Genomic DNA, 25,574 nt, shown 5'->3' with positions numbered 1-25,574 from the left:
AATAATTTTATAATAAACACATTACACTCACCCTATTTATGCCAAACTTACGATGTCATTCTCTTACACGCGCTTCTAAATTTTTGCATCAATTGATTAAATTCATCTTCCTTCATTAAAGCATACATTTGTATCATATATTCCCTTTGAAATAATAATATCTTGCGAACTGAAAAATTGCACTCACGAAATATAGCTGTCCTATGATGCAATCTAATTCTTTTATCTTTTTCTTCTTTAAAAGTCATTCTTAGAAATAAAACTTCATATTTTGAATATAATTCCAATATATATTCTAATGGAATTATCAATATTAAATAAACAATCGGTATCATAAAACTTACCAATGTATTTATTATATTTAATTGCTTATATTCATTTATCCCAATCTTTATTGTCTCATAAAAAATCCAAAATCCAGCGATTGCCAATATACTATCCAATAATTTATGAACACTTTTATATTCTTCTTTTCTTTCTGCAATTACATTCATAACAGTAATTATTGTAATAACTGGAATAATCGCAAGTTCAATCCATATATTAAATGTAAATGTGCTCATAAAAAATTCTAAAATCATGGTAAATTTCAAATTATCTTTAAGGATTTTTTTAATGTATGTTTCATCAGCTTCACTCGAAACCGCATTCATACAATATATTAATCCAGAAAAAAGAAACCATATAATAATATCTTTGATATATATATTCTCCCAAATAGGCAAATAACAGAATACCATTGTAATCGTTAGAACATATAGCAATATTATTTCCCATAATATCCTTAACTTCTTGTCAAAAAATATTACTATGACATTCCACAAACTTTTTCTTATTTCCCTATGGCATAATACATATAGCATGAAAATACATCCCCATATTAATGTTGCCCATTCTCTTGTTGACAAGATTGACATAACGCCGTTCTCCTTCTGTATATTCTAGCTCATTACTCTCCCCACAAATAGAGCCAAACTAGAGCCATTTGATAAAACAAATGCCGGAAGCCCGCATAAATACAGGCTTTCGGCATTTTAGTCCGTTATTCAAACTCGTAAAGTTCTATTTGCATTGTAGTTCTTCTGCTTTGTTTTAGTCTTAAATCCGTTCGTTTTCGAACTGTTTTGTATGTATTTGCTGTGATTTCATCAAATTGTATTGTCATTTTATTGTCAGCAACTTATATCGTATATCTCAAAATTCATCTGATGCTCTTACATCATAGTGTTTAAATACTTTCAGATAGCACTCCAACGCCCCTACAACCTGAAATTTAAAGTTATAGCGTAATCCAATATCTTTGTATTAACTTACCCTCTTCTAAAACTTCATTTTCTAATATTCCGCCATTATTGATAATCGATTTAGCAGAACCAATGTTGTCTTTATCACAAACCAATAAAACTTTATCAATGCCAAGTCTCTTGCATTCTTCTAAAGCCAAGCCAATCATTTTGGTTGCATAGCCTTTTCTTCTTTCACTTGGTCTTATACCATCTCCAATATGACCACCATATTTTAATAAATATTCATTTAAATAATGTCTAATATTAACAGCGCCAACAATAATATTCCTGTCTTCATCTAAACAAAAGAAAGTAGAATCAGGAACAAATCCATCTTCAGTGGTTGATATTTCTAAATTATTCAAATAATATTCAAAATCATCATAATCATTTTTAAATATAGCCCATGGCGAAGTATTTGCGTTATGGGCGTCGTTATGCGATTTCCACTCTTTAATCATTTCTATAATTTGATTTTTGTATTGTAAACTGCCTTTAATTAATTTTAATGCCATGAATTTACCCCTTCCAAATTCAAAGTTTCGTTTTTCTTTTTATTATACCACACTACTTATTCAAAATCTATTTAAGCTTTTCTTATTTTTACATTACCCAAAAACCTATTCACCAAATTCCAAAAGATCCGCCAGAGCCGTCTCCTCTCCCTGCCTATATAAAACTATGCCCTTTGAGTTTCAACTCAAAAAAGCAACGTCTAGACCGTACTTTTGGAGCACCAATTGGCTTCTATCAATTCCTTTTATCTTCGTTTATCTAACATCTCTATCTATGTGTTTCTTATTGGCTTTTTGTTTTGCATTTACCTGTTCCAAACGCTTCGCCATCGCTATCGCATCATCAACCTTACTTTTTCCAAGCATATTTCTTGCTCTTTCCAGATCATATGCCACATTTAACAAAGCTAAATTCTCTTTCTTTATAATAGACACTTCATCTCGCAATCGATCTACACGATTTTCAAGATCCATATTTCGATCGGATAGCTTTCGATTTCTGTCTTTCAGCTCTAAATATTTGCTATATAATGACTGTATCATATTCGCAACTTTTTTCAGCAAAGGAAATATTCTCTTCCGATAAGATTTTGCTGACTCTAAAGTTCCAGCTTCAGGCAGCCATTCTTCCGGGTAATATCCATACTCACGTGCATGTGAGTCAACAAGTCCAGCTTTTGAATTTAGTGCAGAAAATCGTTTCTCTAAAACTTCTGTCTTTTTTATTACCGCATCTCTCTCTTTTTCTACCTGTTCTTTTTCCTTTTGAATCTCATCCACACATTCACTAATATCATGCAAATCATGTTCCAATAAATTCTTATGTTCCGTTAATTCTTCTACTTCCTGTTCTCGAACCTTTTTCTTGTAATCCAACACAGAAAGATGTTGTGCATGAGTTCCTTTTTGATCCCATTCTATCTCATTTTCCCTCATGACCATGGCTAATTTTTGCTTTTCCGATTGTACCCATTGATTTAGCTCCGTCTCACTTCTAGAGCCACCTTTAAATCCTAATGACGATAAGGCTTGTTTTAAAGATACTCTTGTATCAAGTCCTCGCTTACTTCCTGTAACATAGGGAATAAAATCAATATGTAGATGTGGTGTTGCTTCGTCTAAATGCAGATGAGCAGCAAATACTCGCAACGTAGGATTCCGTTCTTGAAATCCTTTCATGTATTCATCTAATATCTTTGCAGCAAGTTGTCCTTCCATCGTTTCTGATCCCATATTGTCTTTATCACCGATCTGAAGGATAACCTCATGAAATAATTTTTCTTGTTTCCCGGAACGTATCTTTTCGTAGTAATCATCTATCTTACGATCTTTTCGAGTCTGTTTATCATTGTAACGCTTCAAGGCTTCGTCAAATAATTCATGATATACGTCTTTGATATCTTCATTACAATATTCAACATTCCAATGAGTTCTGTTCGGATCCGTATTCTTTGCATGAAATTTTCTACTGTTATGCTTCAGGGAGCCTTTTCCTGTCATAAAACTAATCGTCCTCTTCAATAAATCTCCTTTCATTCATTTTAAAACGCCAGATATGGCGATCATGTTTTGTTACTTTTGTCAAAAGTAACGCAAAAGCACTTTCGACAGCCTAACGTCCATCAAAAGTACCCTTGCGCCCTGCCGGGAGCTTCCAAATCAGCCAGTACCGTATCGGCTACACCCTACAGCAATTATCCTTGTTTGGTATTATACAGGTGCGTGCCACGCTCCTGTTCTATATTTTCCAAACAAACATCACCATCGATAACCGGCTGACACTCCACGTTTATCCAAATAATCCTGTCGTGCTTTCTCCTGCTCTTCCTCAGAAGGAGCCGTCTTATACTTCGTATAAAGTTCATGTCTGACTAATGCATCCAATTTGTCTTCCAAGCCATTTCGAATATCTTCTTCATACTGATCATCTGAACCCAGATGATAAAAGATCAATTTTCGAAACAGTTCATAATCAATCTGTACTTTTTTCATCGCTTCACTCCTTTTTATTCAAGGTGGCAAGATTCCCTATTCTTTAAGATATGGTAATCTTGCCATCTTCCTTTACTCGTCTTGTAACATCCAAAACCATTTATTCCCTATCTTCACGGAATCAATCTGCAGCTCTTTCTTCGCATTCCAAAGTGTTTTCTTTTTAATTCCTCGTTCTTCTGCTTCTTCCGCTATTTTTGCCTGTTCCATTGATCCATTCTCTAAGATCTCTTTTAAAAATTCTTTCGCACTTCGGATCTTTTGCCCTCGTCCATCACCAGACAATAAGTCCTCTGCACTGATGTCATATTTTCCAATCCAATGGAATCCTTTTTCTTTGTCTAATCGAAAGGCGATAGCATCTCCTTCCGGAGCAAGAGAACTCTTTACATGACAGATCACCCGGATTTCCGGTTCATCTTTCACTCTTCCAACAATCAATACGCTTCTTGCTGCCGCTTGAAAGTCAATAGAACCCAATCCACGATAGGATGATTTTCCATTACTATTCTTATTCATATGACCGATCAGAATAATGGCACATTGATATTTCTCTGCTAATACAGAGATTCTTTTCATCAATGGGCGAATCTCATTTGCCCTATGCATATCAACACCAGCCCCTAGAAAGCCTTGAATTGGATCTAATACTACAAGTCTTGCTTTTGTCTGTATAATCGCTTCTTCCAGCCTTGCATCTACCATTGTTAATGGCTGATCCTGATCATCAATTACCAAGACTCTGGAACAATCTGCCCCTGCCGCTAACAATCTTGGTTTGATCGTATCGCCCAATCCATCTTCAGCTGTTTGATAAATCACATTGATTGGCTCTACCCCTGTCTCTTCGGATTTTCCTTCGCTTGTTTCACTTAATATTGCTTCTCCTTTTGTTAACTTTGCAATGATCTGCAACACCACGGTGGTCTTCCCCTCTCCAGGATCTCCTTGAATAATGGTGACCTTCCCGTATGGTATGAAGGGATAAAAGAGCCATTTGATTTCTTCCACTTCAACCTGATCCATGTGGATCAATTTCAGGCATGGTTCTGCCTTTTTTACTTCTCTATAATTCTCTTCCATTTCCACCTCCTGCCCAACCGGGCAAGTCCCTGGCAAACAGAATTTAACAATTGTTGCAACAACAATTTTGTGATATACTCAAGTTGTTAAGGTGATATATCAGTTATTCTGATGATCAGGGAACTTGCTCAGATTATTTCTGGGCTTTTTCTTTTTTCCTTTTTTCATAGTTTCTTTCTTCTGCAAATGCATTTAATATCTCCAACATTGTTCGAATAGGTGTAAACAACTCTTCATCGGCATCCTCTAATGTAGTTAACCTTTTTAGTTCCTCTTCAATCCCTCGAAGCTGTTTTCTAAACTGTACTAACATCAACGGATTTCCTACTGCTGTGACTTTTTGATGTAAAACGCTTTCAATGATATATTCTTGTCTCGTCTGGTATCCACAAAGTTTTACTCTTAAATCTAGCTCTTCATTTTCTTCTGGAGACATTCGAAACGCTATGGTTACATTACGCCACCGGTTCTTGCTGTCCATATTTTTTTCACTCATCCAGATATTCCTCTCTTTCCTGATTTAGATTTTCCGCCATCTCTGTTTGAATTGTCGGGAACAAATGTGCATATCGATATGTGATTTCCACACTTTCATGCCCTACCCTTTCTCCAATTGCCACCGCAGAATATCCCATATTGATCAATAATGACACATGGGAATGTCTCAGATCATGGATACGAATTCTCTTCACGCCTGATAACTTCACTCCCCGATCCATTTCGTGATGAAGATAACTTTTTGAAATTTGAAAAATCCTGTCATTTTCATCCAATCCATACAGCATACTTAAGTACGATTCTAATTCCTCACTTAAAAACTCCGGCATGGTAATCATGCGATTACTCTTTGCAGTCTTAGGATCCGTAATAATATCCTTCCCCCCTAATCTTTGATAAGATTTATTGATCCGGATCGTACACGCCTGAAAATCAAAATCTGCCGGTGTCAGCGCTAACAACTCTCCCATACGCACTCCACACCAATATAAGATTTCAAATGCATAAAAGGAAATTGGCTTATCCGCCACCGCTTCAATGAACTTCATATACTCTTCTTTTGTCCAGAAAAGCATTTCTTTTGTTCTTTCTTTTCCCATAGATCCTGCCTTACGTGCAGGATTGCTCTTCAAATCATAGAAATTAACCGCATGATTCAAAATCGCACTCAGCTGATTATGGATGGTCTTTAGGTAGACCTGCGAATAGCCTTCTCCTTGTTTATTCCGATAGTTCATCATGTTGTTCTGCCACTGTCGAATATCGGAAGGTTTTATTTCCTGCAACTTCTTTTTCGAAAAATATGGGAGAATCTTTTTTTCTACAATATGCTTTTTCGTCAGCCAGGTATTATATTTGATTCTGGATTTGATATCATTCAGATAAAGATCTACAAAATCTTCAAAATACATATCCAGACTCAAATTCTCCTTTAATTTAAACGCTCTTTCCCATTCCTGGGCATCACATTTGCGTTTAAATCCCCTTTTCGTCTTCTGCTTTCTTACGCCAGTCCAGTCCTTATAATAGGTTCTTACCTCGTAAGTATTTGACTTTTGGTTTTTGATTACTGTCAAAACATCACCTCCTGCTATTTCATTTCGTTCATACCGTAAACTCGTTCTTCAAAATATTTACGGCTGATTTTTCCTTTGACAACAACGAAACCTTTTTGCTCCAATTCCGCATTTAACTGACGGATCAAACGATACGCATAGGAATCAGATACTTCTAATTCTTTCGCTACTTCTTTTGCTGATATAAATAATTTACTAGCCATCTATATCCCTCCTTTCTTTTTCAGTTCATTATCGAACGGTGTATATGCATCATAACATTTCATTTCCGTACTGTCAATAGAATGATTTCAAAAATGAACGGTTTATTTTTATATTTCATTTTTGAACTGTTTATGCTATACTTTTAAGTAACAATCAGCAAAGGAGTGTTTTCTTATGACAGTAGGTGAGAAAATAAGAAAATTCCGGATCGATCAAGGATATACACAGAAAGAATTGGCAATCATGTCCGGGTTGAGCGAATCGGCAATTAGAAATTATGAACTTGGGAATCGTTTTCCATCATCAGAACAATTAGAAAAAATAGCAAACTCATTAAAGATCAGTCCATACGCCATGTCTGATCCAAACTTTGATACTTATGTTAGTGTCATGCACGCATTATTTGCTTTAGAGGATCAATATGGTCTGCACGCCTACCGAGATGAGTCCGGCGTACCACAACTCATGTTTAAAGACAAAGGACATGATTCTTTAAATATGCTGGATCATATTGGAACATGGGCTGATATGTACCAGAAATTCAGAAATGAAGAGATTACAGAAAAAGAATATTTAGACTGGAAGAGTCAATTCCCAGCTAAATAAGAAGAAATTATTTACAATAATATTAAAAAAGTATTGTCATTTGATTGTCAACGGACATAGAAAGAGCCAAGAAAGCCCGTAAAATAGGCATTTCTTGGCTCTAATATATTATTCGAATTCAATCGTTCCCGGTGGCTTACTTGTCAGATCGTACATGACTCTGTTAACGCCTCTGACTTCATTGATAATTCTGTTCATTACCTTATTCAGTACTTCGTAAGGAATCTCTGCTGCTTCTGCAGTCATGAAATCAACTGTATTTACAGCTCTGAGCGCTACTGCGTAGTCATAAGTTCTCTCATCTCCCATAACCCCAACGCTTCGCATGTTTGTGAGACCTGCAAAATACTGTCCGATGCTGCGGTCAAGTCCGGCATTGGCAATCTCTTCACGGTAGATTGCGTCTGCATCCTGAACGATTTTTACTTTCTCAGCATTTACTTCTCCGATGATACGGATTCCAAGTCCCGGTCCCGGGAATGGCTGTCTGTATACGAGATATTCTGGAATTCCTAATTCCAGTCCTGCTTTACGTACTTCATCTTTGAATAAATCGCGAAGTGGCTCGATGATTTCTTTGAAATCTACGTACTCAGGAAGTCCTCCTACATTGTGGTGAGATTTGATCACAGCAGATTCTCCGCCAAGTCCGCTCTCTACTACGTCTGGATAAATAGTTCCCTGTACTAAGAAATCAACCGCTCCGATTTTCTTTGCTTCTTCTTCAAATACACGGATAAATTCTTCTCCGATGATTTTTCGCTTGCTTTCCGGCTCTTCTACACCTTTGAGTTTCTCATAGAAACGTTCTTGTGCGTTGACACGGATAAAGTTCAAGTCGTAGTTTCCTTCTGGTCCGAAAACTGCTTCTACTTCATCACCTTCATTTTTACGAAGAAGACCGTGGTCTACAAATACGCATGTCAGCTGTTCTCCGACTGCTTTGGAGAGCATTACTGCTGCTACAGAAGAGTCTACTCCACCGGAAAGTGCGCAGAGAACTTTTCCATTTCCAACTCTTTCGCGGATTGCCTGAATAGATGATTCTACGAAAGAATCCATCTTCCAGTCTCCGGAGCATCCACATACATTGTATACGAAGTTGGACAGCATTTTTGTTCCTTCCTGTGTATGAAGTACTTCCGGATGGAACTGCACTGCGTAGAGTCCTTTCTCTTCATTTTCAACTGCCGCTACCGGACAGTCTGCTGTATAGGCTGAGATTTTGAAATCTGGTGCTGCCTGCTCGATGTAATCGTTATGACTCATCCAGCAAATCGTCTTTTCAGATACATCTTTAAATAATTTCGATGTCGTATCTACATTCACTTCGATTTTTCCATACTCGCGAACTGGTGCCTTACATACATGTCCGCCCAGCAAATGCATCATCAACTGAGATCCGTAGCAGATACCAAGAACCGGAATCCCCAGTTCAAATAACTCTGTGGAATATGTCGGTGAATCTGCTTCGTATGCGCTGTTCGGTCCTCCAGTCAGGATAATTCCCTTTGGATTCATTGCTTTTATTTCTTCTATATCTTTTTTGTAAGAATAGATTTCACAGTATACATTACATTCTCTTACACGTCTTGCAATCAGCTGATTGTATTGCCCGCCAAAGTCAAGAACGATGACTGTTTCATTTTTCACTATGTTTCCTCCTTGCATTTTTTCATTTCTCTTGATAACAATTCTGACACGCACTTCTTTCAGTATTCTTAGCTATAAGATTTCCTGATTTGCATGCCTGTCAGTTCCCTGCAGTTGCTCTTTTTCCTGCAAACTGTCTGTGATGTTCTGTTGCCAATGTCATTATTATAAAGTAGGTTTTGCTGTTTTACAAGTTAAACTATCACTTTCCTTTTGCATTTCTTCTTTTCTTCCATATTTTTCCAAAAAATCTACTTCTTTTGTATCAATCCTACATGTATTTGCCATTTTATACTGTCGCCTTATGCTTCCATTTTCCACCCAGATATCGAATCACAAAGCAGATGGCGCGGAAAATCCAGTCGATGACCATTGCAACCCAGATTCCAAATACGCCTAGTCCCATGTACTTTCCAAGGACATAGCTAAACGCAATCCGGAAGATCCACATGGAAAAGATCGACATATACATTGTGTACTGGACATCTCCTGCTGCACGAAGTGTACACGGAAGCGAAAATGATAATGGCCAGATCGTCACAACTGCAACTGCATGGAACAAAAGAATCTGCTCCGTTGTCTGTGCTGTGAGATCTGATAAATGATATACCTTTAAAATAGTAGGAATCAGCAGAGCAATAATAATATTTTCAACGATCATCCATGCATAAGTGATAATATGCAGTTTTCTTGTGTAATATTTTACCTGCTCATAATCCCTTGCTCCAACACACCTTGAGATAACAGTAATGATTGCTAGATTAATTGAGATTCCCGGAAGAATCTGGAACATTGCCACTGCATTTGAAACCGCATTCGCCGCAATAGCATATGTTCCAAAAGTAGATACCAGACTCAATACAAGAATTTTCCCCAACTGGAACATACTGTTCTCCAGTCCATTCGGAACACCGATCTTTAAGATATTTTTAACCATCGCACCATCAAACCGATAGCGGAATGTTTTTTCCAAGTGCAGCACCCTCTTGGAATTACATAAAAGAATGGTGATCAGAATCGCTGCAACTGCTCTGGAAACCAGTGTAGGAATTGCCACACCTTCTGTTCCGCAGTGGAAGCCATAAATTAAAATTGCATTTCCACTCACATTGATCACGTTCATGATCATGGACACGATCATGGGTATTTTCGAATCACCCATTGCACGGAAAATAGCGGCTCCTCCATTATAAAGAGCAATAAACGGAATGGATGCAGTTACGATCAGCAGATACGTATTGGCATGCTCCATAACATCTGCCTCTATTTTTCCAAATACACCGTGTAAAATAAAACTCTTGCATAGATATACAATCGCTGTCACTCCCACCGCACTGATTGTGACAAACCACACAAGCTGTCCCGCAGATTTACAAGCTTCTTCCTCCCTCTTCCTTCCAAGATACTGACCTGCGACAACAGCCCCACCAGTTGCCAAAGCCGAAAAAATATTGATAAGCAGTACAACGATATTATCAACCAAGGATACGCCAGACACTGCCGCCTCCCCGACACTCGCCACCATAATAGAATCTGCCATCCCTACGAGAACAGCTAAAAATTGTTCGATAATCAGCGGAATGATCAACGCAACCAGCGCTCTATTATCAAACAACTGCCTTTCTTTACTTATTTTCATCTCTCATCTCCTCCTGCCATATGTATTGTCATAGTCCCGATTTATCTCTTGCAACACCCAACCTGATTCTGACAATCCACAAAGTACAGCGCCTCTCTCTGCCGCTCCTTGTGCTTTATCAGATATTCATCTGACTATTTTATTATACGTCTGAAAAAAATAACAGACAAGGCTCTTTTTCTCTTCCCTAATTTTCCCCTCTCTTTTCCCTGCGCCTTCCATTTGCATACATATAGTTCTCTCTCTTGACGTTCTTCTCTTCCTCTGATAAAAAGAAGCGGAAAAGGAATCTCTACTATAGTCACAATAGGTATTCCTAATCCACTTCTGAAAGTACTTTTCTATTCCCCCTGCTGTTTCTTATGAAAGTTTTGTCTTTCCGATCATCAGGTTCAAAATCTCCACATCTGTCTGTTTCATTCCATTTTTTCCCATATAGCCGACCGCCTTTACAGTATCTTCCGCATTCTCCATGACAATTCCATCTCCGGCTTCAAAGCGGATACCTCTCATTGCCATCTCATGTCCTAAAATTGCTGACTGAAGCGCAGAGGAAATCTTTGCCGCACAGCTTGGCTTCGCACCGTCACAGACCATCCCTCCAATATTGGCAATCGTATTGATCACGGTATTTTCAATCTGTTCTTCTTCTCCCCCACATAAATATGTGATTGCCGCGCCTGCTCCTGCCGCTGCACATACCACTCCACAATAAGCCGAAAGAGCACCAATATACCTCTTTTGATCCTGAGCAATCAAGTTGGAAACGCACAATGCTCTCAAAAGTTCTTCTTCTGTCTTCCCCTTTTCTTTGGCATACTCGACAACCGGAAGAGAACAAGTCATTCCTTGATTTCCAGAACCTGCATTGATAATCACCGGAAGAGAGCAGCCACTCATTCTAGCATCGGATCCTGCCGCTGCCCTGGAAATCATTTTCCACTTCAGCTGATCTCCTTCTTCTTCCCTGATAATCTTTCCAATCTGAGCTCCCCATGTATTTTGAAGGCCTTCCTCTGAAATCGCATAATTGTATTCAATCTGTCTCATCAGGACATCTTTCACATCCGCAATCTTCACTTCATTTGCAAAAGCCGTAATATCTTTGATATTCAGACAAGATTTATCCAGCTCATGTGCTGTAAATTTTTCTTCATTCTCATATACCACTTTTTGATTATGCTCAATTCTTGTAATGTTTGTATGTGCATGTTCAATTCTAACTGCCGCCTCTTCGCCTGATGCCCATACCCTCACTTCAATATAAAGGTTTGCAGTCCCTTCTTTTAATTTACACTCACAGTATCCCTCTTTAAAAAGCTGCCGTGTCTTTTCCCGGTCTTCTTCAGAAATACTCTGTAAAACTTCTAGTTCTCGATCTGCCTTTCCTCCGACAATTCCTAAGATAACCGCAGCCTCTACGCCTTTCATTCCTCCGGAATTTGGAACCTTTACCCCTTTTACATTTTTAATAATATTTCCGCTGCATAACACTTCCACTTTCTCTGGAAACTGTCCCAGCTCCTTTCTCGCCACCGCTGCTGCATACGCCAGAGCGATCGGTTCTGTACAGCCCAACGCCGGAACAAGCTCGCTTTTCAAAATTTCTACATACTTCTGATACAATTCCTGGTTCATTTCCATCCTCTTTTCTAACTGTGATTTTTCCTGTTTCTACCTTCTCATTCGTTTTTTCTGCCTTGTACTGATATAAATCATATCAGTAGTCATACCAGCTCTTTCTTCTGATAATATCACTAATATGATTAATCGTCAATCAAGAATCCTATCTCAAATAAAATACAATCATCTCTGATAAATATTTACTTCTCTCTTTTTGTTCTGTATGATTCATGATATAATTTCTTACTGCAAACACAAGGTTTTATAGCACGATCTATTTTCCAAATTCATTCATGGATAAGGATGGAATCTCATTAAGACTATTTATTCAAAACAAAGGACTTGAGCATTATGAGCAAAAAGAATTTAAAAGAAATTGTATATGATTCGGTATTGAACAGCATTTATTCCTCTGAATACCGTGCAAATGAAATTATCACAGAGACTTCACTAATTCAAAAATACGGTTACAGCAAGTCACCAATCCGTGAAGCTTTGACTGCCCTATGCCACGAGGGCGTTTTAAAAAACATTCCAAGGTGTGGTTACCAAGTGATCGCACTCACCTCCGAGGACATACAAAAAATGTTAGAATATCGAATGGTACTTGAAACCGGAATGCTGCGCCTCTGCTTCGACACTATCACTGAAAAACAGCTTTTGCATCTTGATGAGCTCTCTTCTCTCTGCAGCAAAAATACTGAGGATGTCATGGAGCATTGGATTTATAATATGGATTTTCACATTGCACTGCTTTCTCTCGGCGGCAACGACTATGCCTGTGCTCAGCTGAAAAGCTGTATGAATATGTTATGGCGCGCCTATGCACAATTACACTGGAATAAATGGAGCCACTATAATATCCCGGCTGATATGAAATATCACGATTTAATTTTAGACGCAATCCGCCAAAAACGCCTGGAGGACGCGATTCATTATCTGAAAGAAGATTTAAATGACTTTGGAACTTCCTCTTCTTAAAAGTATGTAGCCTGACATAAAATCATCTCCCTTCTCACAAATAATCTATATCATCCGTAATTGTGTTAAAGGAGATGATTTTCTAATATCCCTCTCTAGAAATTATATTTTTACAATGCCTTCCGAAACGGTTAATATCTATGCGCAATGTGCAGATATTTTTCCCTCGTCGCCATTCCTCCCCGAATATGACGCTCTGATTTATTCTGATCCAGAACTTTTCTTGCACTCACTGCAAGCGCAGGATTAATTTGAAGCAAACGATCAGTTACATCTTTATGTACCGTACTTTTACTTACTCCAAATTTTTTCGCAGTCTGCCGCACTGTTGCATTTTCTTCAATAATATAATTGGCGATCGCAGCGGCACGCTCTTCGATATAATCTTTCATAGAAACCCCTGTATAATTTGTTTATACAAGATATGCAGAACGAATTTAATCTATGATTTATAAATAAGAAACACGCTCAGAATCATATCAAAGTACTTATTTCTATCCACTTCTTGCACTTTCTCCCTTTCTATGTTATTCTGTAACCACGGTTTGAAACGCTCCCGAATGCAAAGGCTACTTTGTTTTCGGGAGCGTTTTTTTGTCTAAATTACCATTTTTATTTGGGAGGCTATATGAATAAAACTATTTTTAAAGATTTTTCTAAATATGTTTCTTTCAATATTTTAGGGCAAATTGCTTATTCCTGTTATACGCTGGCAGATACTTTCTTCGTATCTGCGGACATTGGCACAAACGGGCTCACTGCACTGAATCTTGCTTTTCCTGTATTTTGTATTATCAGCGGAACTGGACTTATGATTGGTATTGGAGGCAGTTCCCGATTTTCTATCCTGAAAAGCCGTAATGAATCCAACACTGCTGATCAAGTATTTACCAATGGACTTATACTGGTACTTTTGTTTGCTTCCATTTTCTTTTTTACAGGACTATTTGCTTCCCAGCATCTTGTAACAGTTCTAGGTGCAGACATCCAGGTGTTTGAAACAACAAATCGTTATCTGAAAGTTCTCATGCTATTTGCTCCTGCCTTTTTATTAAACCATTTCCTTCAGTGCTTTGTCAGAAATGATGGGAATCCTTCACTTTCCATGGCAGCTATGATAACCGGAAGTTTTTCCAACATTGTTTTAGACTACATTTTTATTTTCCCTTTTCATATGGGCATTTTCGGGGCTGCCCTTGCAACCGGACTGTCACCAGTGATAAGTATGCTAGTATTGCTTCCATATTTTCTGAAAAAAAAGAATTCTTTTCATTTGACAATTCCGAATCTTGTTCAAATGAAAAGAACTACTGCCAACATCCTTGCAAATGGTATTCCGCCTTTTCTGACCGAAGCCGCTTCCGGTGTTGTGATGTTTTTATTTAACTTTATTATTCTGAGAATTTCCGGAAACACAGGCGTCGCAGCATTCAGTGTGATCAGCGTGATTTCGCTTGTGGTAATCTCCCTGTATACCGGTTTATCACAGGGAATACAGCCATTAATTAGCCAGAATCATGGGGCAGGAAATAAGAAAAATGTGCAAACGCTTTTGCGCTATTCCCTCATAACTTCTATCCTTTTATCCATTGTGATATATGGGATTATTTTCTTTCATGCACCCCGTCTCGTTTCTGTTTTTAACAGCGAACAAGATTTGATTTTAGCCAGCTATGCAATCCCCGGCTTAAGACTTTACTTTACCGCCTGCCCGTTTATCGGATTTAACATTGTTCTTTCGACCTATTTTATTTCCATAAACCATCCGCTTCCGGCACAGATCATTTCCATACTCCGCAGCTTTTTTGTTTTAATACCAATGTCATGGATACTCTCTTGCTGCTTTGGAATGACCGGTGTCTGGCTGGCATATCCCGCAACAGAACTATTTGTATTTCTCTTTGCATTAATGAAGAGGCCGTGATAGCAGAAATCATTTTTTCTTGTCTACGGTCGAATAGCTACCTTAATGACGCCTTCTTTTCGATTTTCAAAAATATCATATGCCTGTTCAATCTCTCTTAGTGGAAATGTATGGGTAAGTAACGGTGTCGTATCGATTTTCTTCTGTTCTATTAACCGTAAAATTTCATCACAATCACATCCGTCTACCCCTCCGGTCTTGAACGTGAGATTTTTTCCATACATTTGTGGCAATGGCAAGATCTGTTCTTCTTCATAAAGAGCTACCACAGTCACAATGGCATTTGGTCTGGCTACCTTCCATGCCAGCTCAAAAGTATTCCTTCCTCCCGCTACTTCTAGCACGCGATCAGCTCCACCATGTCTACTGTGTTGTCTGACAAATTCCTCGACATCAGTTTCTTTTGGATTTACTACGAGCACATTCGGATAATGCTCTTTTACAAATGTAATTCTCTCGTGATCCACCTCACACAAAATAATCTTTTCAGGATTCTTCAACATCACACATAAAAGTGTACAGATTCCCGTTGGCCCCCCGCCAATGATGACTACAGTATCCTCGCTTCCAATTTCAGAAATTTTTGTTGCCCAGTATCCGGTAGCCAGGACATCTCCGACAAACAATGCCTCTTCATCCGTAATTGCATCTCCAATCCGATTCAATCCCTGATTGGCATAAGGCACACGCACATATTCTGCCTGCCCTCCGTCTATCCTGCATCCCAAAGCCCATCCGCCATTTTTATCTGTGCAGTTATTCACATAACCATTTTGGCAGAAAAAGCAATTCCCACAAAAAGTCTCTACATTTACAGCTACACGATCTCCAGGTTTTACTTTGGTCACCTTGCTTCCTACTTCCTCCACAATGCCAACCATCTCATGCCCTACTGTAATTCCCGGTACCGCCCTTGGAACTGCTCCATGTTTGATATGAATATCGCTCGAACAAATACTCGCCAGCGTTACCCGGACGATCGCATCCTCTTCCTCTTGAAGAACCGGCTTCTCTTTTTCTTCCAACATAAATTTCCCCTGCTCTTTGTATGTATATGCAAGCATCTTCTTTCCTCCCAATCCTATTCAACACCGTTAACATCTATTTTTCTTTCATTTTAACTGACTTTTCCATCACCAAATACGAATGCTCCACATAGCAATCAGAAATCCTAGCAGGAACCCGAGATTAACAACTGTAAAATGCATTGTGTATCTTCTTTTTTCTTCCGGATAGGCCGCTATGAGAAAACGATACGAGATTAAACTCGCCATGGATGCGATCATAGTTCCCAATCCCCCGAGGTTTGTTCCGATAATCAATTCCGACCACTGATCTGTAAATCCTGAAAGTAATAGTGCTGCCGGAACATTGCTGATTACCTGCGAAGAAATGACCGCAGTCAATATTTCATTCCCATTCAAAATACTCTTTAGGAAATTACAAAACATAGAAATTCGCCCCATATTTCCGATAAAGATAAAAAATCCTGCAAAAGTAAGAAGAAGAGAGTAATCGATTTCTTTAAAAGTTCCACGATCCATCACAAACACTGCCAAAATTGTCACGAGCATTACAACCCAAACAGGAAGCAAATGCGATACGCAAAGAAGACACAATAGAAAAATTATTGCATAAATAGCTACTTTCCACGGATTTTTCACCTTTTCGCTTTCCCGCATCTGTAAATCACCAAGCACAACACATTTTCTCAACAAAATCATTCCAAGCAACATCACTGCTGCAAGTAGTGTGTACGGCAGCATCAATTTAAAAAATGCACTCAATGCCATTCCTGATTTTGAATACAGATAAAGGTTCTGTGGATTCCCAATTGGGGTAAACATACTTCCTAAATTTGCCGCAACTGTCTGCATGACAATTACCGGAACAATTCGTTTTCTCATATTTGCCATCTCCAGCACCTGTATTGCAAATGGCACAAATGTGATTAAAGCTACATCATTTGTGATCAACATACTAGACACAAAACATAAAAACACAAGAATCAGTTCCATCTGCCGACTATTCTTCACAACTGTGATCAATCTTCCAGCCGCCTGTCCAAATACGCCTTCCCGGCTCAGGCCTGCCATGACTGCCATCAGACAAAATAGTAATCCTAGTGTATGAAAATCAATATAGTTCAAATATTCCATATCTGGCGGCACAACAAACGATGAGATTCCTGCCAGTATCCATGCGATCATCAAAATCTTATTCATTTTTCCTTCTCCTTATTGCATTCCGTGGGCACCCCTTCAAACATGCTCCGCATCGAATACATTCCATATGATTCGGACTCTCATAAGGCGTGATTCCCATTTTGCACTTACGTTTGCATAGTCCGCAACGATTGCAAGAAGACTCTACCTTATAGCGGAAAGGTGATATTTTCTGAAACAATCCCAAACACACACCGAATGGACAGAAATATTTGCAGAACGGGCGATAAATAAAAAGTGACAATATAAAAATAGTTGTGAATCCAAATACTTTTATAAAAAGAAATGCTTCCCTCCAATTTTCCTTATTTGGCAAAAAAACAATGGGAATAAAAAACAATAATGCAAAAAAAACAATGTACTTTATTTTTCTCAAATACTTTTCGTAAGGCAACTGAAGTAACTTTTTAAGGAAAGGAATTTGAAAAATCACTTCCTGTATAATCCCCAATGGACATATCACAGAGCATGCCCAACGCCCACCGATGGCAAGCACCAAAAATATAACAATAAAAACCATGTTTTCCTCTCTTGCAAATGATATTTTTCTTCCTTGTAGAATTTACTCTAGTCGTATTTCCTTTTATGTATACTTGAAAAAGTTCTACATTTACTAATCTAATCGTATATTCTAATCTACTTTCCTTATGAAAGCAAGAAGAATTCATAATAGAATTTGCCCAAAGTCTACAGATCACTGTACTTTCCGCATCTGGCATAAGGATAAGGAATATAGATATTTAAAGTTTCTTTCTAAAAAATATAACTCTTATTAGGAACATATCATTCTCTATCTCAGCAATTATCGTTCCGTCCATTCGCTCTACCAAACTTTTTGCAATTGAAAGACCAAGCCCTGTAGTATTACTTGTTCGTGCTGTATCGGCTTTATAGAATTTTGAAAAAATCTTCTTAATATCAATGTCCCCTGGATTTTCCAAATCATTTTCACATAGAAAAATTATGTGATTATTCTCACTGAAAAGCTTCATTCTGATCTTTTGACTGCCATGCACCAATGCATTTTTTATAATATTCTGCAATATTCTTCTAATTGCTTCCGTATTTCCCTCTATCAGAATATTCTCCTCGCAAAAATCAATCTCAGGTTCCAGGCCTTTTGTCTGAAATTCATCATAGAACGAAAATACTGTATCATACACACATTTACCAAAATCAACTGTTTCCATCTTCAACTCATACTGTTCATTCTGAAGTTTTGTATATGTAAATAATTCTTCCAGTATATCCTTTAAACTTGAAATTCTGCTTTGGATTACTTCTATGTAATGTCGCTGCTCTTCTTCTGAATCACTTTGTGCCAGCAATTGAAAGTATCCATCAAGAGATGTCAGCGGTGTTCGAATATCATGAGAAAGATTTGTAATTGTCTCCTTCAAATGTTCTTCATTTTTCCGTGCATTGTTCTTAATCTCTTGCGACATGTCAAGTACTTGATTGATACTGTCCACAAGCTTTTCGAATTGTTTAAAAGGAACCATTACCGTAAGGCGAAGATTTGTCTGATTTTCTTTTAGAAACCCAAGTTGGCGGCAGGTATTCTTTACCTGTCGCCTGTACATTAACAGTATAAATATTAATCCAACAGCCAACACTGTTGATAAAACAGCCCATAGAATCATATAAAACCTCTATCGAATATCTCGTTTCTTTACAATTATCGTAGAAATGAATAAAGATACAATTGCAAATGCTACTCCAACGGCAACACCTCTTACCATAACTTCTGATGTGCTATCATACAATAACATCGTAATATTACCATCAAGTATATACTTGTTAATATCAAATTCAAGTCCTGTTTTCAATCCATTAATTGCTTTATTTATTAGTGAATAAATAGGCACTGCAAGTCCAGAGCACAAAAGAATCCCACTGGTCATACTAAACGCAGTACTATAAGTGAGAATACAAAGTAACATCATTACTGTAGCAATTCCTAAATGAAGCAAGTATTGTACCCCTAAATACTGAAACAGTTCTGTTACACTTCCTAAATAGAAATCACTTCCCCACATTACGTACCCACTTACAACTATCGATATTGTAAATACAACAACCATCACTAGCACTTGGAATGCAATTACGATAAATTTCGATGCAACAAGCTGTTCCCGTCTTGGAAATTGCCCAGCAATATTCTTTATATATCCATTCTTATAATCTGCATTGGTAAAAATTGCCGCAAAAATAACACATAAAATTGCAAGTAACTGACTTCTCATTTCAACACTGACGACACTTCCAATTTCAATAGTACCATTTACCCATTCCGGCTGTGCTTCCACATAGATACCTACCGGGCGTTCTTCCATTGTTTCTGTCACTGCCGCTGGATCATCTTTCATAAATTCTATATCTGAATTTGTCATCGTTACACTGAACACTGCAAGACCAATTACAAAACAGATCATAATCCATGTAGATTTTGAATGTAATAGTCGGTGAATATCCATTTTTATAAGATTAAACATTTAAAGCACCTCCCGTCAAATTTAAATAGTAATCTTCTAAAGCTTCGTTCTTTATAGTAATCCCTACAGTCTTTACACCATTTTCCGCTAATGTCATCGTGATGCTTCCACCATCATTCAGTCTCTCAAAAATCTGGATTGTATCAGCATCTACTACCTTATACTGATGGATTCCCATATTTTCAAGAACAGTGCAGGCTTTTCCTGTATCATCTGTCTTAAGCTCTATTCGTTCACTACATTCTGCAAGAAGCTCTTCTCGTGTCATTTCCTTAATTAGAACACCATCATGAATAACACCATAGTTTGTTGCAATCTTTGATAATTCTTCAAGAATATGGCTTGAAATAATAAAGGTAATATTCTTCTCTTTATTCAATTTGAATAAAGTTTCTCTTACTTCAGCAATTCCCTGGGGATCAAGACCATTGATCGGTTCATCTAAAATCACTAAGTCTGGATCGCCTACAAGTGCAAGTGCGATTCCAAGTCTTTGCTTCATACCAAGAGAAAAGTTCTTGACCTTTTTCTTTCCAACAGTTCCAAGTCCTACAGTATTAAGAAGTTCTTCAATCACACCCTGTTTTCTAACACCCATTGCGATGCATTTCAGTTTCATATTTTCATAAGCAGACATATTCGGATAAATTCCTGGTGCTTCAATCAATGTACCGATGCGGGACATATACTGATAGGCAGCTTTTCCACTTTTCCCAAATAGAGAAAAATCACCTTCTGTTGGAGCTGCAAGTCCGCTTATCATTTTAAGAATCGTTGTTTTCCCTGCTCCATTTCTCCCAATCAGCCCATATATATCACCTTGTCTGATATGAATATTTACTGCATTTACGACCTTATATCTTCCGAATTTTTTCGTAAGACCGTTTGTACTTAACAAATCCTTCATTTCAACTCCTCCTTTACTTTATGCTTCCTAGTTTACAGATAAAATGACAATAAAACGCAAAGCAAAGTTAAAGAAAAGTTAAAGTTATTTAACCAGACGAAATCCAATTCCCCATACCGTTTCAATATATTCCTCTTCTGTAACAATTTTTATTTTTTTGCGTATGTTACTGATATGTACATTAATAGTCTTATCCTCTCCAACATAAATATCATCCCAGGCATAATCGTATATATCCTGCTTTGCATACACCTTATTGGGATGAGACATGAAAAGTTCCAATATTTTAAACTCTTGTCTTGTCAATATAATCTCTGTACCGTTAATTTCAGCTGTAAATGTATCTAAATTCAGAACCAGATTTTTATATTTTAACAAGTTATTCTCTGTATTATACTCTTTTGCAAAACGACGAACCTGAACACCAACTCTTGCAATAAGTTCTTCAAGCTCAAAAGGTTTTGTCAAGTAATCCTCTGCCCCCTCTGTCAGAAGGTTCACTTTACTATCAAGGCTATCTTTAGCAGAAACTACAATCACAGGTATCTGCTGCTTTTCTTTCAGCTTAGGAAGTAGTTTTTCACCGGATAACCCTGGTAACATCAAATCCATAACAGCAAGTGCGTAATTCTCTTTGTCCAGATAAAGCAAAGCTTCTGTTCCCGAAAACGCCTGTGTGCAGCTGTATCCGGCTTTGGTGAGCGCCTCCGCTATAATAACATTTATATCAGCATCATCTTCTATGATCAAAATTTTATTCATAAGTTTTTTGCTCCTTGAAAATTTCATAAATTAACTTTATGTAAATTATACACTTGCAGATTTTCTTCTGCAAGGCTGTATACTTCATCATGTTCTTCATGTAATTTCTAAAAATATTCATCCACTTTTTGTATAACAGATTATAAACATAAAAAGGGCACTCCCTGAAAGTTTTTTCTTTCAAAAAGTGCCCTCAACAATCAATATTTATTTTCCATTAATAGAGTTTTGCTCCTGCTGGGATTCTGTCATCTACCATCAAGACATTCAATCCTTCTCTTCCTTCTTCCAGATGAGTTGCGGAGATAATCATACCACAGGAATCGATTCCCATCATCTTTCTTGGCGGAAGAACTGGCTGTTCAGTGCCAGTCCGAAGGGAGCGGCCTCTAGCGCTATTGTGTATACAATGGTTGAGATGGCAAAAGCGAATGACCTGAATACCTACAAATATCTGACATACCTCTTATCACAGCGGCCAGACGCTAAAATGTCAGATGAACAGCTGGAACAGCTTGCCCCATGGAGCGAGACTGCGAAAGCGAACTGTCAAAACTAAACATAGAGTAAAACGCTTGCATCTATCATTTTGGTTCAAGCGTGATTCATGGACAGCGTAGCAATATTTTGCGCTTACAAAATAACAGCAAACCAAAGACACTGACCATCTTCTAGCGTAACAGCATAAGTAAAGGTTTCGTTTTCGTTATAGTAAATATGATTTTTTTCCGTTAATTTATTGCGAATACCTTCTACATCTACAGATACATCCTTTGAAGTATCTTGGTTTTCTACATCAAACTGAAGCAAAAATAAATCTCCCTTTTGGGCTTTTGGAATTGTAAATTCTTTTGTCACTGACTGCCTGCTATCTATCTCTTTATATTGAAATCCAATATCTACTTCCTGTATCTTTGATTGAAGCTGTTCCTTCCATCCGGCACAGGAACTTCTGTTTTTCACAACAGCAAAGTCAAGAAATGCTGTCTGATTATATGGAAATTCCAGGGTATTATAATCCTCTTCCGAAAGATATTGACTGGTCACATATGCAACTGGATAAACCTCTGAATTTTCATAAACCTCCCGCGTGATAACGTTCCATAATCAAAGATAATGTTCCGGATCCAATCTTATACCGATCCATGCTAGAACTTCTTAATTTTTATATTATATTTCTTTTAATGTGGCTTGAATCCTTCTCCACGCACTTCATTCGATTCCATTATAACAAGAAACGCTGATGAATCTACTTTCTTTACAGCTTCTTGAATCGTATGCATTTCTTTATTGTTACATGCACACATTAATACTTCTTTTTCACGTCCTGTATAACTTCCTTCTGCCTTAATCAAAGTTGCCCCTCGTTGTGATAGCTCATCAATTTTTGCCGCAATTTGTGGTCCCTTTTCTGTTACAATCAAAGCAAGTTTTCCAGCATCAACGCCATACATTAGCTTATCTACGACAAATGATAGAATATACGTTCCTATTAATCCATAAATAATCTTATCAATGTTTCCACGCATCAGAATTCCACCAACAATTACAATAATAAAATCCATAACAATGATAATTTTTCCTACAGAAATATGTGGCTTTGCCTTGTGTATTGCCATCAAAACAAAATCTGCTCCACCTGTAGAGGTATCTCTCATGTAAATTAATGCATATCCGATTCCTGAGAATACACTCATACAAATACAAGATAACATCATATCACCTTGGTAAACTGGAAACAATGGAACAACCCAGTCCATCAGTATATTAGAAATTAACATTGTCTTTATTGATTTTAAAAAAAATTGTTTTCCCAACAACTTGTAACAAATTAAAATAATTGGAATATTCAAAATTGTCGTCATTGTACCAATTGGAATTTTCCAAAAATAATAAAACACGATTGCAATACCTGATATACCTGCTACCGGAAATCCAGATGCCACTGCAAAATTATAGACTCCAATCGCAATGAAACAACCACCTACAATATCAAGTAAAATATCAATTAAAAATGTCTTTGCCTTTGATTTCAATGTGAGTTCCTCCCTATTACGGAATCTTATTTCTTTTGCATCACAATACATTGATATGTTTGCAGTTTTATTGAACCTGTAAGGATTTCATCAGTAATCAAATTTGTATAACATTCATTCAAAACCATCTTCACAGGATGTCTGTTAAAATTCTGAAGAAAATATACATCATCTTTCTGTTCTTTTCCACTTCTTTTTGAAACAGTAACTCCATAAGGTAATGTTTCCGTCAAATTTGCTTCCACATTTGCTTCCTCAATTACATCGCCCAAAAATTCTTTCAAAAATTCCAGATCTGGTTGAACAACAACATAGTAAGCTTTTCCTTTGCCATACGCATTTTCTGTAATTGCTGGAGTATTTGCATTGTAATCTTGCAAGTATGTTCCCAACGGCTTTGCAGTTTGAAGTGTCACAACTTCTCTTAACACACCGGCTTTATATACACCGTCTTTATAGGAGAAAGTATTTGGAAAATATTCATTCCCCACATCAATCTCATCAACTGATAATCCTAGCAATCTCTCATGTGGTCTCTCTCCAATAAAACATAAATCTGTTTCATTTACTACTCCACTCCAATAAGTTGTTACATATATTCCACCTGCTTCCACGTATGCTTCTACTTTATGAATATACTCTTTTTTATACAAGTACAAGGTCGGAGCAACCACAAGCTGATAATCTAACAAATCTCGATCCATGGAAATTATATCAACTTCAATTCCTTTTTCCCAAAAAACCCGATAATATTTTAAAAGCTCTTCCGTATAATCGAATTTTCTCGATATTGCTTGTGCGTCAGAAAGAGCCCACCAATTTTCCCAATCCATAATAATAGCTACCTTCGCCCTATTACATGTACTTAGTATTCGACTGCTTAGCTTTTCTAGATCTTTGCCAATCCAAGCAACTTCTTGAAAAACTCTATTCTTTTCTGACGCATCATGATCAACAACCGCTCCATGAAACTTTTCACTCGATCCTCTGCTTTTTCTCCATTGAAAATAAAGAACACTATCAGAACCTAACGCAATTGCCTGCATTGAAGATAAGTAATTCATCCCCGGTCTTTTTACATTATTTTCCTCATCCCAATTCACAAGTGATGGTGTTGATTCCATCATCAAAAATGGCTTCTTCTGAAATCCTCTCATCTGGTTATGCATAAAGGCTGCCCACACAGCAATCGGTACTTCATCTTCTTTTGTATGCCAACTCGGATAAGAGTCCCAAGAAATCACATCCAACTCCTCTGCCCATTTATCATAATCCAATGGCGAAAAATACATCATCATGTTTGTTGTAACTGGAAGATCCGAATATGTTTTAACAGCTCGAATCTCTTCTCTACAAAAGTCCTGTAACTGTTCGCTCACAAATCTTTTCCAGTCCAATTTCAAACCGTGTAATTCATCCTCTCCCCTCGGAGAAGGTGAATGAATCTGTTCCCAATCGGTATAAGTATGACTCCAAAACGCACTCCACCATGCATGATTCAATGCATCCAATGTTTTGTATTTTTTTTTCAACCATTTCCGAAATGCTTTTTGACATTCTTCGCAATGACAAGAAGCATCCCTAAAATTTCCTCCGTATTCGTTTGATATATGCCAAAGAATTACTCCTGGATGTTTTCCAAAGCGTTCTGATAATTTCAAATCCAACTTTCTAGTTTTTTCTCTCATAACAGCAGACGTGTAACAAAAATTATGCCTTTTTCCTGGTAAATTCTGTATCCCGTTTTCATCTGTCTGCATTACTTCAGGATATTTTTGAGTCATCCAATTTGGCATTGCACCTGTTGGTGTAGCTAGATTTGTATAGATGCCATTGTCATATAAACGGTTAATAATTTCTTCTAAATAGTCAAACTGATATTTTCCTTCTTCTGGTTCTAAAAATGCCCACGAAAATATTCCTAGTGAAACATTATTTACATGCGCTAATTTCATTAACCGGATATCCTCTTCAAGAATATCCGGTCTATCTAACCATTGTTCAGGATTATAATCTCCACCATGCAGAAGACCTGGCATATTTATTTTTTTATATTTCATTTCTAATCC

Annotated in this window: 26 protein-coding genes and 2 pseudogenes; 4 read left to right on the top strand and 24 right to left on the bottom strand. The window is 37.4% G+C overall.

Annotation, left to right across the window (positions count from 1 at the left end; translation table 11 throughout):
- Window positions 1-47: 47 nt before the first annotated feature.
- From ACESPO_RS04970 to ACESPO_RS04935, 8 genes are all read right to left on the bottom strand, one after another.
- Window positions 48-917 (bottom strand): hypothetical protein, encoded by an 870-nt coding sequence (locus ACESPO_RS04970; protein WP_270666490.1) that lies wholly within the window; start codon window positions 915-917, stop codon window positions 48-50.
- Between the two features lie 362 nt (window positions 918-1,279).
- Window positions 1,280-1,801 (bottom strand): GNAT family N-acetyltransferase, encoded by a 522-nt coding sequence (locus tag ACESPO_RS04965; RefSeq protein ID WP_120092907.1) that lies wholly within the window; start codon window positions 1,799-1,801, stop codon window positions 1,280-1,282.
- 255 nt (window positions 1,802-2,056) lie between these two features.
- Complete coding sequence (locus tag ACESPO_RS04960; RefSeq protein ID WP_213048848.1) at window positions 2,057-3,301, bottom strand: plasmid recombination protein; 1,245 nt, start codon at window positions 3,299-3,301, stop codon at window positions 2,057-2,059.
- A 258-nt stretch (window positions 3,302-3,559) separates the two neighbouring features.
- Window positions 3,560-3,793 (bottom strand): complexin-2, encoded by a 234-nt coding sequence (locus ACESPO_RS04955; RefSeq protein WP_213048847.1) that lies wholly within the window; start codon window positions 3,791-3,793, stop codon window positions 3,560-3,562.
- 72 nt (window positions 3,794-3,865) lie between these two features.
- A complete protein-coding gene (locus tag ACESPO_RS04950) occupies window positions 3,866-4,876 on the bottom strand; it encodes an AAA family ATPase (RefSeq protein ID WP_213048846.1) in 1,011 nt (336 codons plus the stop codon).
- Window positions 4,877-5,009: 133 nt separating this feature from the next.
- On the bottom strand, window positions 5,010-5,372 hold the full coding sequence (locus ACESPO_RS04945; protein WP_213048845.1) for a plasmid mobilization protein: 363 nt from the start codon (window positions 5,370-5,372) through the stop codon (window positions 5,010-5,012).
- Entirely contained in the window at window positions 5,365-6,450 is a 1,086-nt protein-coding gene (locus ACESPO_RS04940) for a site-specific integrase (RefSeq protein WP_499788547.1), read from the bottom strand. The genes ACESPO_RS04945 and ACESPO_RS04940 overlap by 8 nt, the downstream gene beginning before the upstream one ends.
- Window positions 6,451-6,464: 14 nt before the next feature.
- Window positions 6,465-6,653 carry a hypothetical protein gene (locus tag ACESPO_RS04935; protein WP_003019365.1) on the bottom strand — a complete coding sequence of 63 codons (189 nt, stop codon included), beginning with the start codon at window positions 6,651-6,653 and terminating at the stop codon, window positions 6,465-6,467.
- A gap of 175 nt (window positions 6,654-6,828) precedes the next feature.
- Here ACESPO_RS04935 and ACESPO_RS04930 point away from each other — a divergent pair, with 175 nt between their 5' ends.
- Window positions 6,829-7,260, top strand: a complete 432-nt coding sequence (locus tag ACESPO_RS04930) for a helix-turn-helix domain-containing protein (RefSeq protein WP_016439640.1) — start codon at window positions 6,829-6,831, stop codon at window positions 7,258-7,260.
- 108 nt (window positions 7,261-7,368) lie between these two features.
- Here ACESPO_RS04930 and guaA read toward each other — a convergent pair whose 3' ends face one another.
- The 4 genes from guaA to ACESPO_RS04910 all read right to left on the bottom strand — a co-directional run bounded on the left by guaA (window position 7,369) and on the right by ACESPO_RS04910 (window position 12,190).
- The gene (gene guaA / locus ACESPO_RS04925; RefSeq protein ID WP_008976837.1) at window positions 7,369-8,913 is read right to left on the bottom strand and encodes a glutamine-hydrolyzing GMP synthase; all 1,545 of its coding nucleotides are present in this window, start codon (window positions 8,911-8,913) and stop codon (window positions 7,369-7,371) included.
- A gap of 165 nt (window positions 8,914-9,078) precedes the next feature.
- Window positions 9,079-9,201 (bottom strand): hypothetical protein, encoded by a 123-nt coding sequence (locus tag ACESPO_RS04920; RefSeq protein WP_016439638.1) that lies wholly within the window; start codon window positions 9,199-9,201, stop codon window positions 9,079-9,081.
- A 1-nt stretch (window position 9,202) separates the two neighbouring features.
- The gene (locus ACESPO_RS04915) at window positions 9,203-10,552 is read right to left on the bottom strand and encodes an MATE family efflux transporter (RefSeq protein WP_009263197.1); all 1,350 of its coding nucleotides are present in this window, start codon (window positions 10,550-10,552) and stop codon (window positions 9,203-9,205) included.
- A 360-nt stretch (window positions 10,553-10,912) separates the two neighbouring features.
- A complete protein-coding gene (locus ACESPO_RS04910; protein WP_016441110.1) occupies window positions 10,913-12,190 on the bottom strand; it encodes an L-cysteine desulfidase family protein in 1,278 nt (425 codons plus the stop codon).
- 336 nt (window positions 12,191-12,526) lie between these two features.
- Here ACESPO_RS04910 and ACESPO_RS04905 point away from each other — a divergent pair, with 336 nt between their 5' ends.
- Window positions 12,527-13,156, top strand: coding sequence for a GntR family transcriptional regulator (locus ACESPO_RS04905; RefSeq protein ID WP_117578161.1), 630 nt, complete (start codon window positions 12,527-12,529; stop codon window positions 13,154-13,156).
- A gap of 131 nt (window positions 13,157-13,287) precedes the next feature.
- Here the strand turns inward: ACESPO_RS04905 and spoIIID are convergent, their stop codons facing one another.
- Complete coding sequence (gene spoIIID / locus ACESPO_RS04900; protein ID WP_016441111.1) at window positions 13,288-13,548, bottom strand: sporulation transcriptional regulator SpoIIID; 261 nt, start codon at window positions 13,546-13,548, stop codon at window positions 13,288-13,290.
- A 236-nt stretch (window positions 13,549-13,784) separates the two neighbouring features.
- On the opposite strand from spoIIID, the gene ACESPO_RS04895 reads away from it, so the two are divergent.
- Complete coding sequence (locus ACESPO_RS04895; RefSeq protein ID WP_390109230.1) at window positions 13,785-15,080, top strand: MATE family efflux transporter; 1,296 nt, start codon at window positions 13,785-13,787, stop codon at window positions 15,078-15,080.
- Between the two features lie 23 nt (window positions 15,081-15,103).
- On the opposite strand, the gene ACESPO_RS04890 is transcribed toward ACESPO_RS04895, so the two are convergent.
- The 8 genes and pseudogenes from ACESPO_RS04890 to ACESPO_RS04855 all read right to left on the bottom strand — a co-directional run.
- A complete protein-coding gene (locus ACESPO_RS04890) occupies window positions 15,104-16,144 on the bottom strand; it encodes an alcohol dehydrogenase (protein ID WP_009263203.1) in 1,041 nt (346 codons plus the stop codon).
- Window positions 16,145-16,213: 69 nt separating this feature from the next.
- A complete protein-coding gene (locus ACESPO_RS04885; RefSeq protein WP_336304549.1) occupies window positions 16,214-17,305 on the bottom strand; it encodes an SLC13 family permease in 1,092 nt (363 codons plus the stop codon).
- A complete protein-coding gene (locus tag ACESPO_RS04880) occupies window positions 17,298-17,825 on the bottom strand; it encodes a 4Fe-4S binding protein (protein WP_117500831.1) in 528 nt (175 codons plus the stop codon). The genes ACESPO_RS04885 and ACESPO_RS04880 overlap by 8 nt, the downstream gene beginning before the upstream one ends.
- Window positions 17,826-18,045: 220 nt before the next feature.
- Complete coding sequence (locus tag ACESPO_RS04875; RefSeq protein WP_336304548.1) at window positions 18,046-18,948, bottom strand: sensor histidine kinase; 903 nt, start codon at window positions 18,946-18,948, stop codon at window positions 18,046-18,048.
- Window positions 18,949-18,957: 9 nt separating this feature from the next.
- Window positions 18,958-19,740 (bottom strand): DUF2705 family protein, encoded by a 783-nt coding sequence (locus ACESPO_RS04870; protein ID WP_336304547.1) that lies wholly within the window; start codon window positions 19,738-19,740, stop codon window positions 18,958-18,960.
- Between the two features lie 52 nt (window positions 19,741-19,792).
- Window positions 19,793-20,707 carry an ABC transporter ATP-binding protein gene (locus ACESPO_RS04865; protein ID WP_336304546.1) on the bottom strand — a complete coding sequence of 305 codons (915 nt, stop codon included), beginning with the start codon at window positions 20,705-20,707 and terminating at the stop codon, window positions 19,793-19,795.
- A gap of 84 nt (window positions 20,708-20,791) precedes the next feature.
- Window positions 20,792-21,469 carry a response regulator transcription factor gene (locus ACESPO_RS04860; protein WP_016439624.1) on the bottom strand — a complete coding sequence of 226 codons (678 nt, stop codon included), beginning with the start codon at window positions 21,467-21,469 and terminating at the stop codon, window positions 20,792-20,794.
- A 217-nt stretch (window positions 21,470-21,686) separates the two neighbouring features.
- Window positions 21,687-21,821, bottom strand: a pseudogene (locus ACESPO_RS04855) (methionine--tRNA ligase subunit beta); the annotation flags it as partial.
- Here ACESPO_RS04855 and ACESPO_RS04850 point away from each other — a divergent pair.
- Window positions 21,816-22,028, top strand: a pseudogene (locus tag ACESPO_RS04850) (transposase domain-containing protein); the annotation flags it as partial. The pseudogenes ACESPO_RS04855 and ACESPO_RS04850 sit on opposite strands and share 6 nt — an antisense overlap.
- A 74-nt stretch (window positions 22,029-22,102) precedes the next feature.
- On the opposite strand, the gene ACESPO_RS04845 reads toward ACESPO_RS04850, so the two are convergent.
- From ACESPO_RS04845 to ACESPO_RS04835, 3 genes are all read right to left on the bottom strand, one after another.
- On the bottom strand, window positions 22,103-22,327 hold the full coding sequence (locus tag ACESPO_RS04845; protein ID WP_207667247.1) for a hypothetical protein: 225 nt from the start codon (window positions 22,325-22,327) through the stop codon (window positions 22,103-22,105).
- A 323-nt stretch (window positions 22,328-22,650) separates the two neighbouring features.
- Window positions 22,651-23,556 carry a YitT family protein gene (locus ACESPO_RS04840; RefSeq protein ID WP_117578135.1) on the bottom strand — a complete coding sequence of 302 codons (906 nt, stop codon included), beginning with the start codon at window positions 23,554-23,556 and terminating at the stop codon, window positions 22,651-22,653.
- Entirely contained in the window at window positions 23,532-25,565 is a 2,034-nt protein-coding gene (locus tag ACESPO_RS04835) for a beta-galactosidase (RefSeq protein WP_117578133.1), read from the bottom strand. The genes ACESPO_RS04840 and ACESPO_RS04835 overlap by 25 nt, the downstream gene beginning before the upstream one ends.
- Between the last annotated feature and the right edge of the window lie 9 nt (window positions 25,566-25,574).

Origin of the sequence: Coprococcus sp. HPP0074, from assembly GCF_964238105.1 — a bacterium.
GTDB classification, from domain to species: Bacteria; Bacillota; Clostridia; order Lachnospirales; family Lachnospiraceae; genus Faecalimonas; species Faecalimonas umbilicata.
This window is presented reverse-complemented; position numbering and strand designations above follow the sequence as displayed.

Bases quoted from the DNA above. Each gene is read 5' to 3' on its own strand.
- ACESPO_RS04885 (WP_336304549.1), bottom strand. From the start codon at position 17,305: ATGAATAAGATTTTGATGATCGCATGGATACTGGCAGGAATCTCATCG.
- ACESPO_RS04915 (WP_009263197.1), bottom strand. From the start codon at position 10,552: ATGAAAATAAGTAAAGAAAGGCAGTTGTTTGATAATAGAGCGCTGGTT.
- ACESPO_RS04950 (WP_213048846.1), bottom strand. From the start codon at position 4,876: ATGGAAGAGAATTATAGAGAAGTAAAAAAGGCAGAACCATGCCTGAAA.
- ACESPO_RS04890 (WP_009263203.1), bottom strand. From the start codon at position 16,144: ATGCTTGCATATACATACAAAGAGCAGGGGAAATTTATGTTGGAAGAA.
- ACESPO_RS04910 (WP_016441110.1), bottom strand. From the start codon at position 12,190: ATGAACCAGGAATTGTATCAGAAGTATGTAGAAATTTTGAAAAGCGAG.
- ACESPO_RS04840 (WP_117578135.1), bottom strand. From the start codon at position 23,556: ATGTATTGTGATGCAAAAGAAATAAGATTCCGTAATAGGGAGGAACTC.
- ACESPO_RS04955 (WP_213048847.1), bottom strand. From the start codon at position 3,793: ATGAAAAAAGTACAGATTGATTATGAACTGTTTCGAAAATTGATCTTT.
- ACESPO_RS04945 (WP_213048845.1), bottom strand. From the start codon at position 5,372: ATGAGTGAAAAAAATATGGACAGCAAGAACCGGTGGCGTAATGTAACC.
- ACESPO_RS04960 (WP_213048848.1), bottom strand. From the start codon at position 3,301: ATGACAGGAAAAGGCTCCCTGAAGCATAACAGTAGAAAATTTCATGCA.
- ACESPO_RS04880 (WP_117500831.1), bottom strand. From the start codon at position 17,825: ATGGTTTTTATTGTTATATTTTTGGTGCTTGCCATCGGTGGGCGTTGG.
- ACESPO_RS04965 (WP_120092907.1), bottom strand. From the start codon at position 1,801: ATGGCATTAAAATTAATTAAAGGCAGTTTACAATACAAAAATCAAATT.
- spoIIID (WP_016441111.1), bottom strand. From the start codon at position 13,548: ATGAAAGATTATATCGAAGAGCGTGCCGCTGCGATCGCCAATTATATT.
- ACESPO_RS04865 (WP_336304546.1), bottom strand. From the start codon at position 20,707: ATGAAGGATTTGTTAAGTACAAACGGTCTTACGAAAAAATTCGGAAGA.
- ACESPO_RS04895 (WP_390109230.1), top strand. From the start codon at position 13,785: ATGAATAAAACTATTTTTAAAGATTTTTCTAAATATGTTTCTTTCAAT.
- ACESPO_RS04970 (WP_270666490.1), bottom strand. From the start codon at position 917: ATGTCAATCTTGTCAACAAGAGAATGGGCAACATTAATATGGGGATGT.
- ACESPO_RS04920 (WP_016439638.1), bottom strand. From the start codon at position 9,201: ATGGCAAATACATGTAGGATTGATACAAAAGAAGTAGATTTTTTGGAA.
- ACESPO_RS04860 (WP_016439624.1), bottom strand. From the start codon at position 21,469: ATGAATAAAATTTTGATCATAGAAGATGATGCTGATATAAATGTTATT.
- ACESPO_RS04935 (WP_003019365.1), bottom strand. From the start codon at position 6,653: ATGGCTAGTAAATTATTTATATCAGCAAAAGAAGTAGCGAAAGAATTA.
- ACESPO_RS04875 (WP_336304548.1), bottom strand. From the start codon at position 18,948: ATGATTCTATGGGCTGTTTTATCAACAGTGTTGGCTGTTGGATTAATA.
- ACESPO_RS04905 (WP_117578161.1), top strand. From the start codon at position 12,527: ATGAGCAAAAAGAATTTAAAAGAAATTGTATATGATTCGGTATTGAAC.
- ACESPO_RS04930 (WP_016439640.1), top strand. From the start codon at position 6,829: ATGACAGTAGGTGAGAAAATAAGAAAATTCCGGATCGATCAAGGATAT.
- ACESPO_RS04835 (WP_117578133.1), bottom strand. From the start codon at position 25,565: ATGAAATATAAAAAAATAAATATGCCAGGTCTTCTGCATGGTGGAGAT.
- ACESPO_RS04870 (WP_336304547.1), bottom strand. From the start codon at position 19,740: ATGATCTGTTTTGTAATTGGTCTTGCAGTGTTCAGTGTAACGATGACA.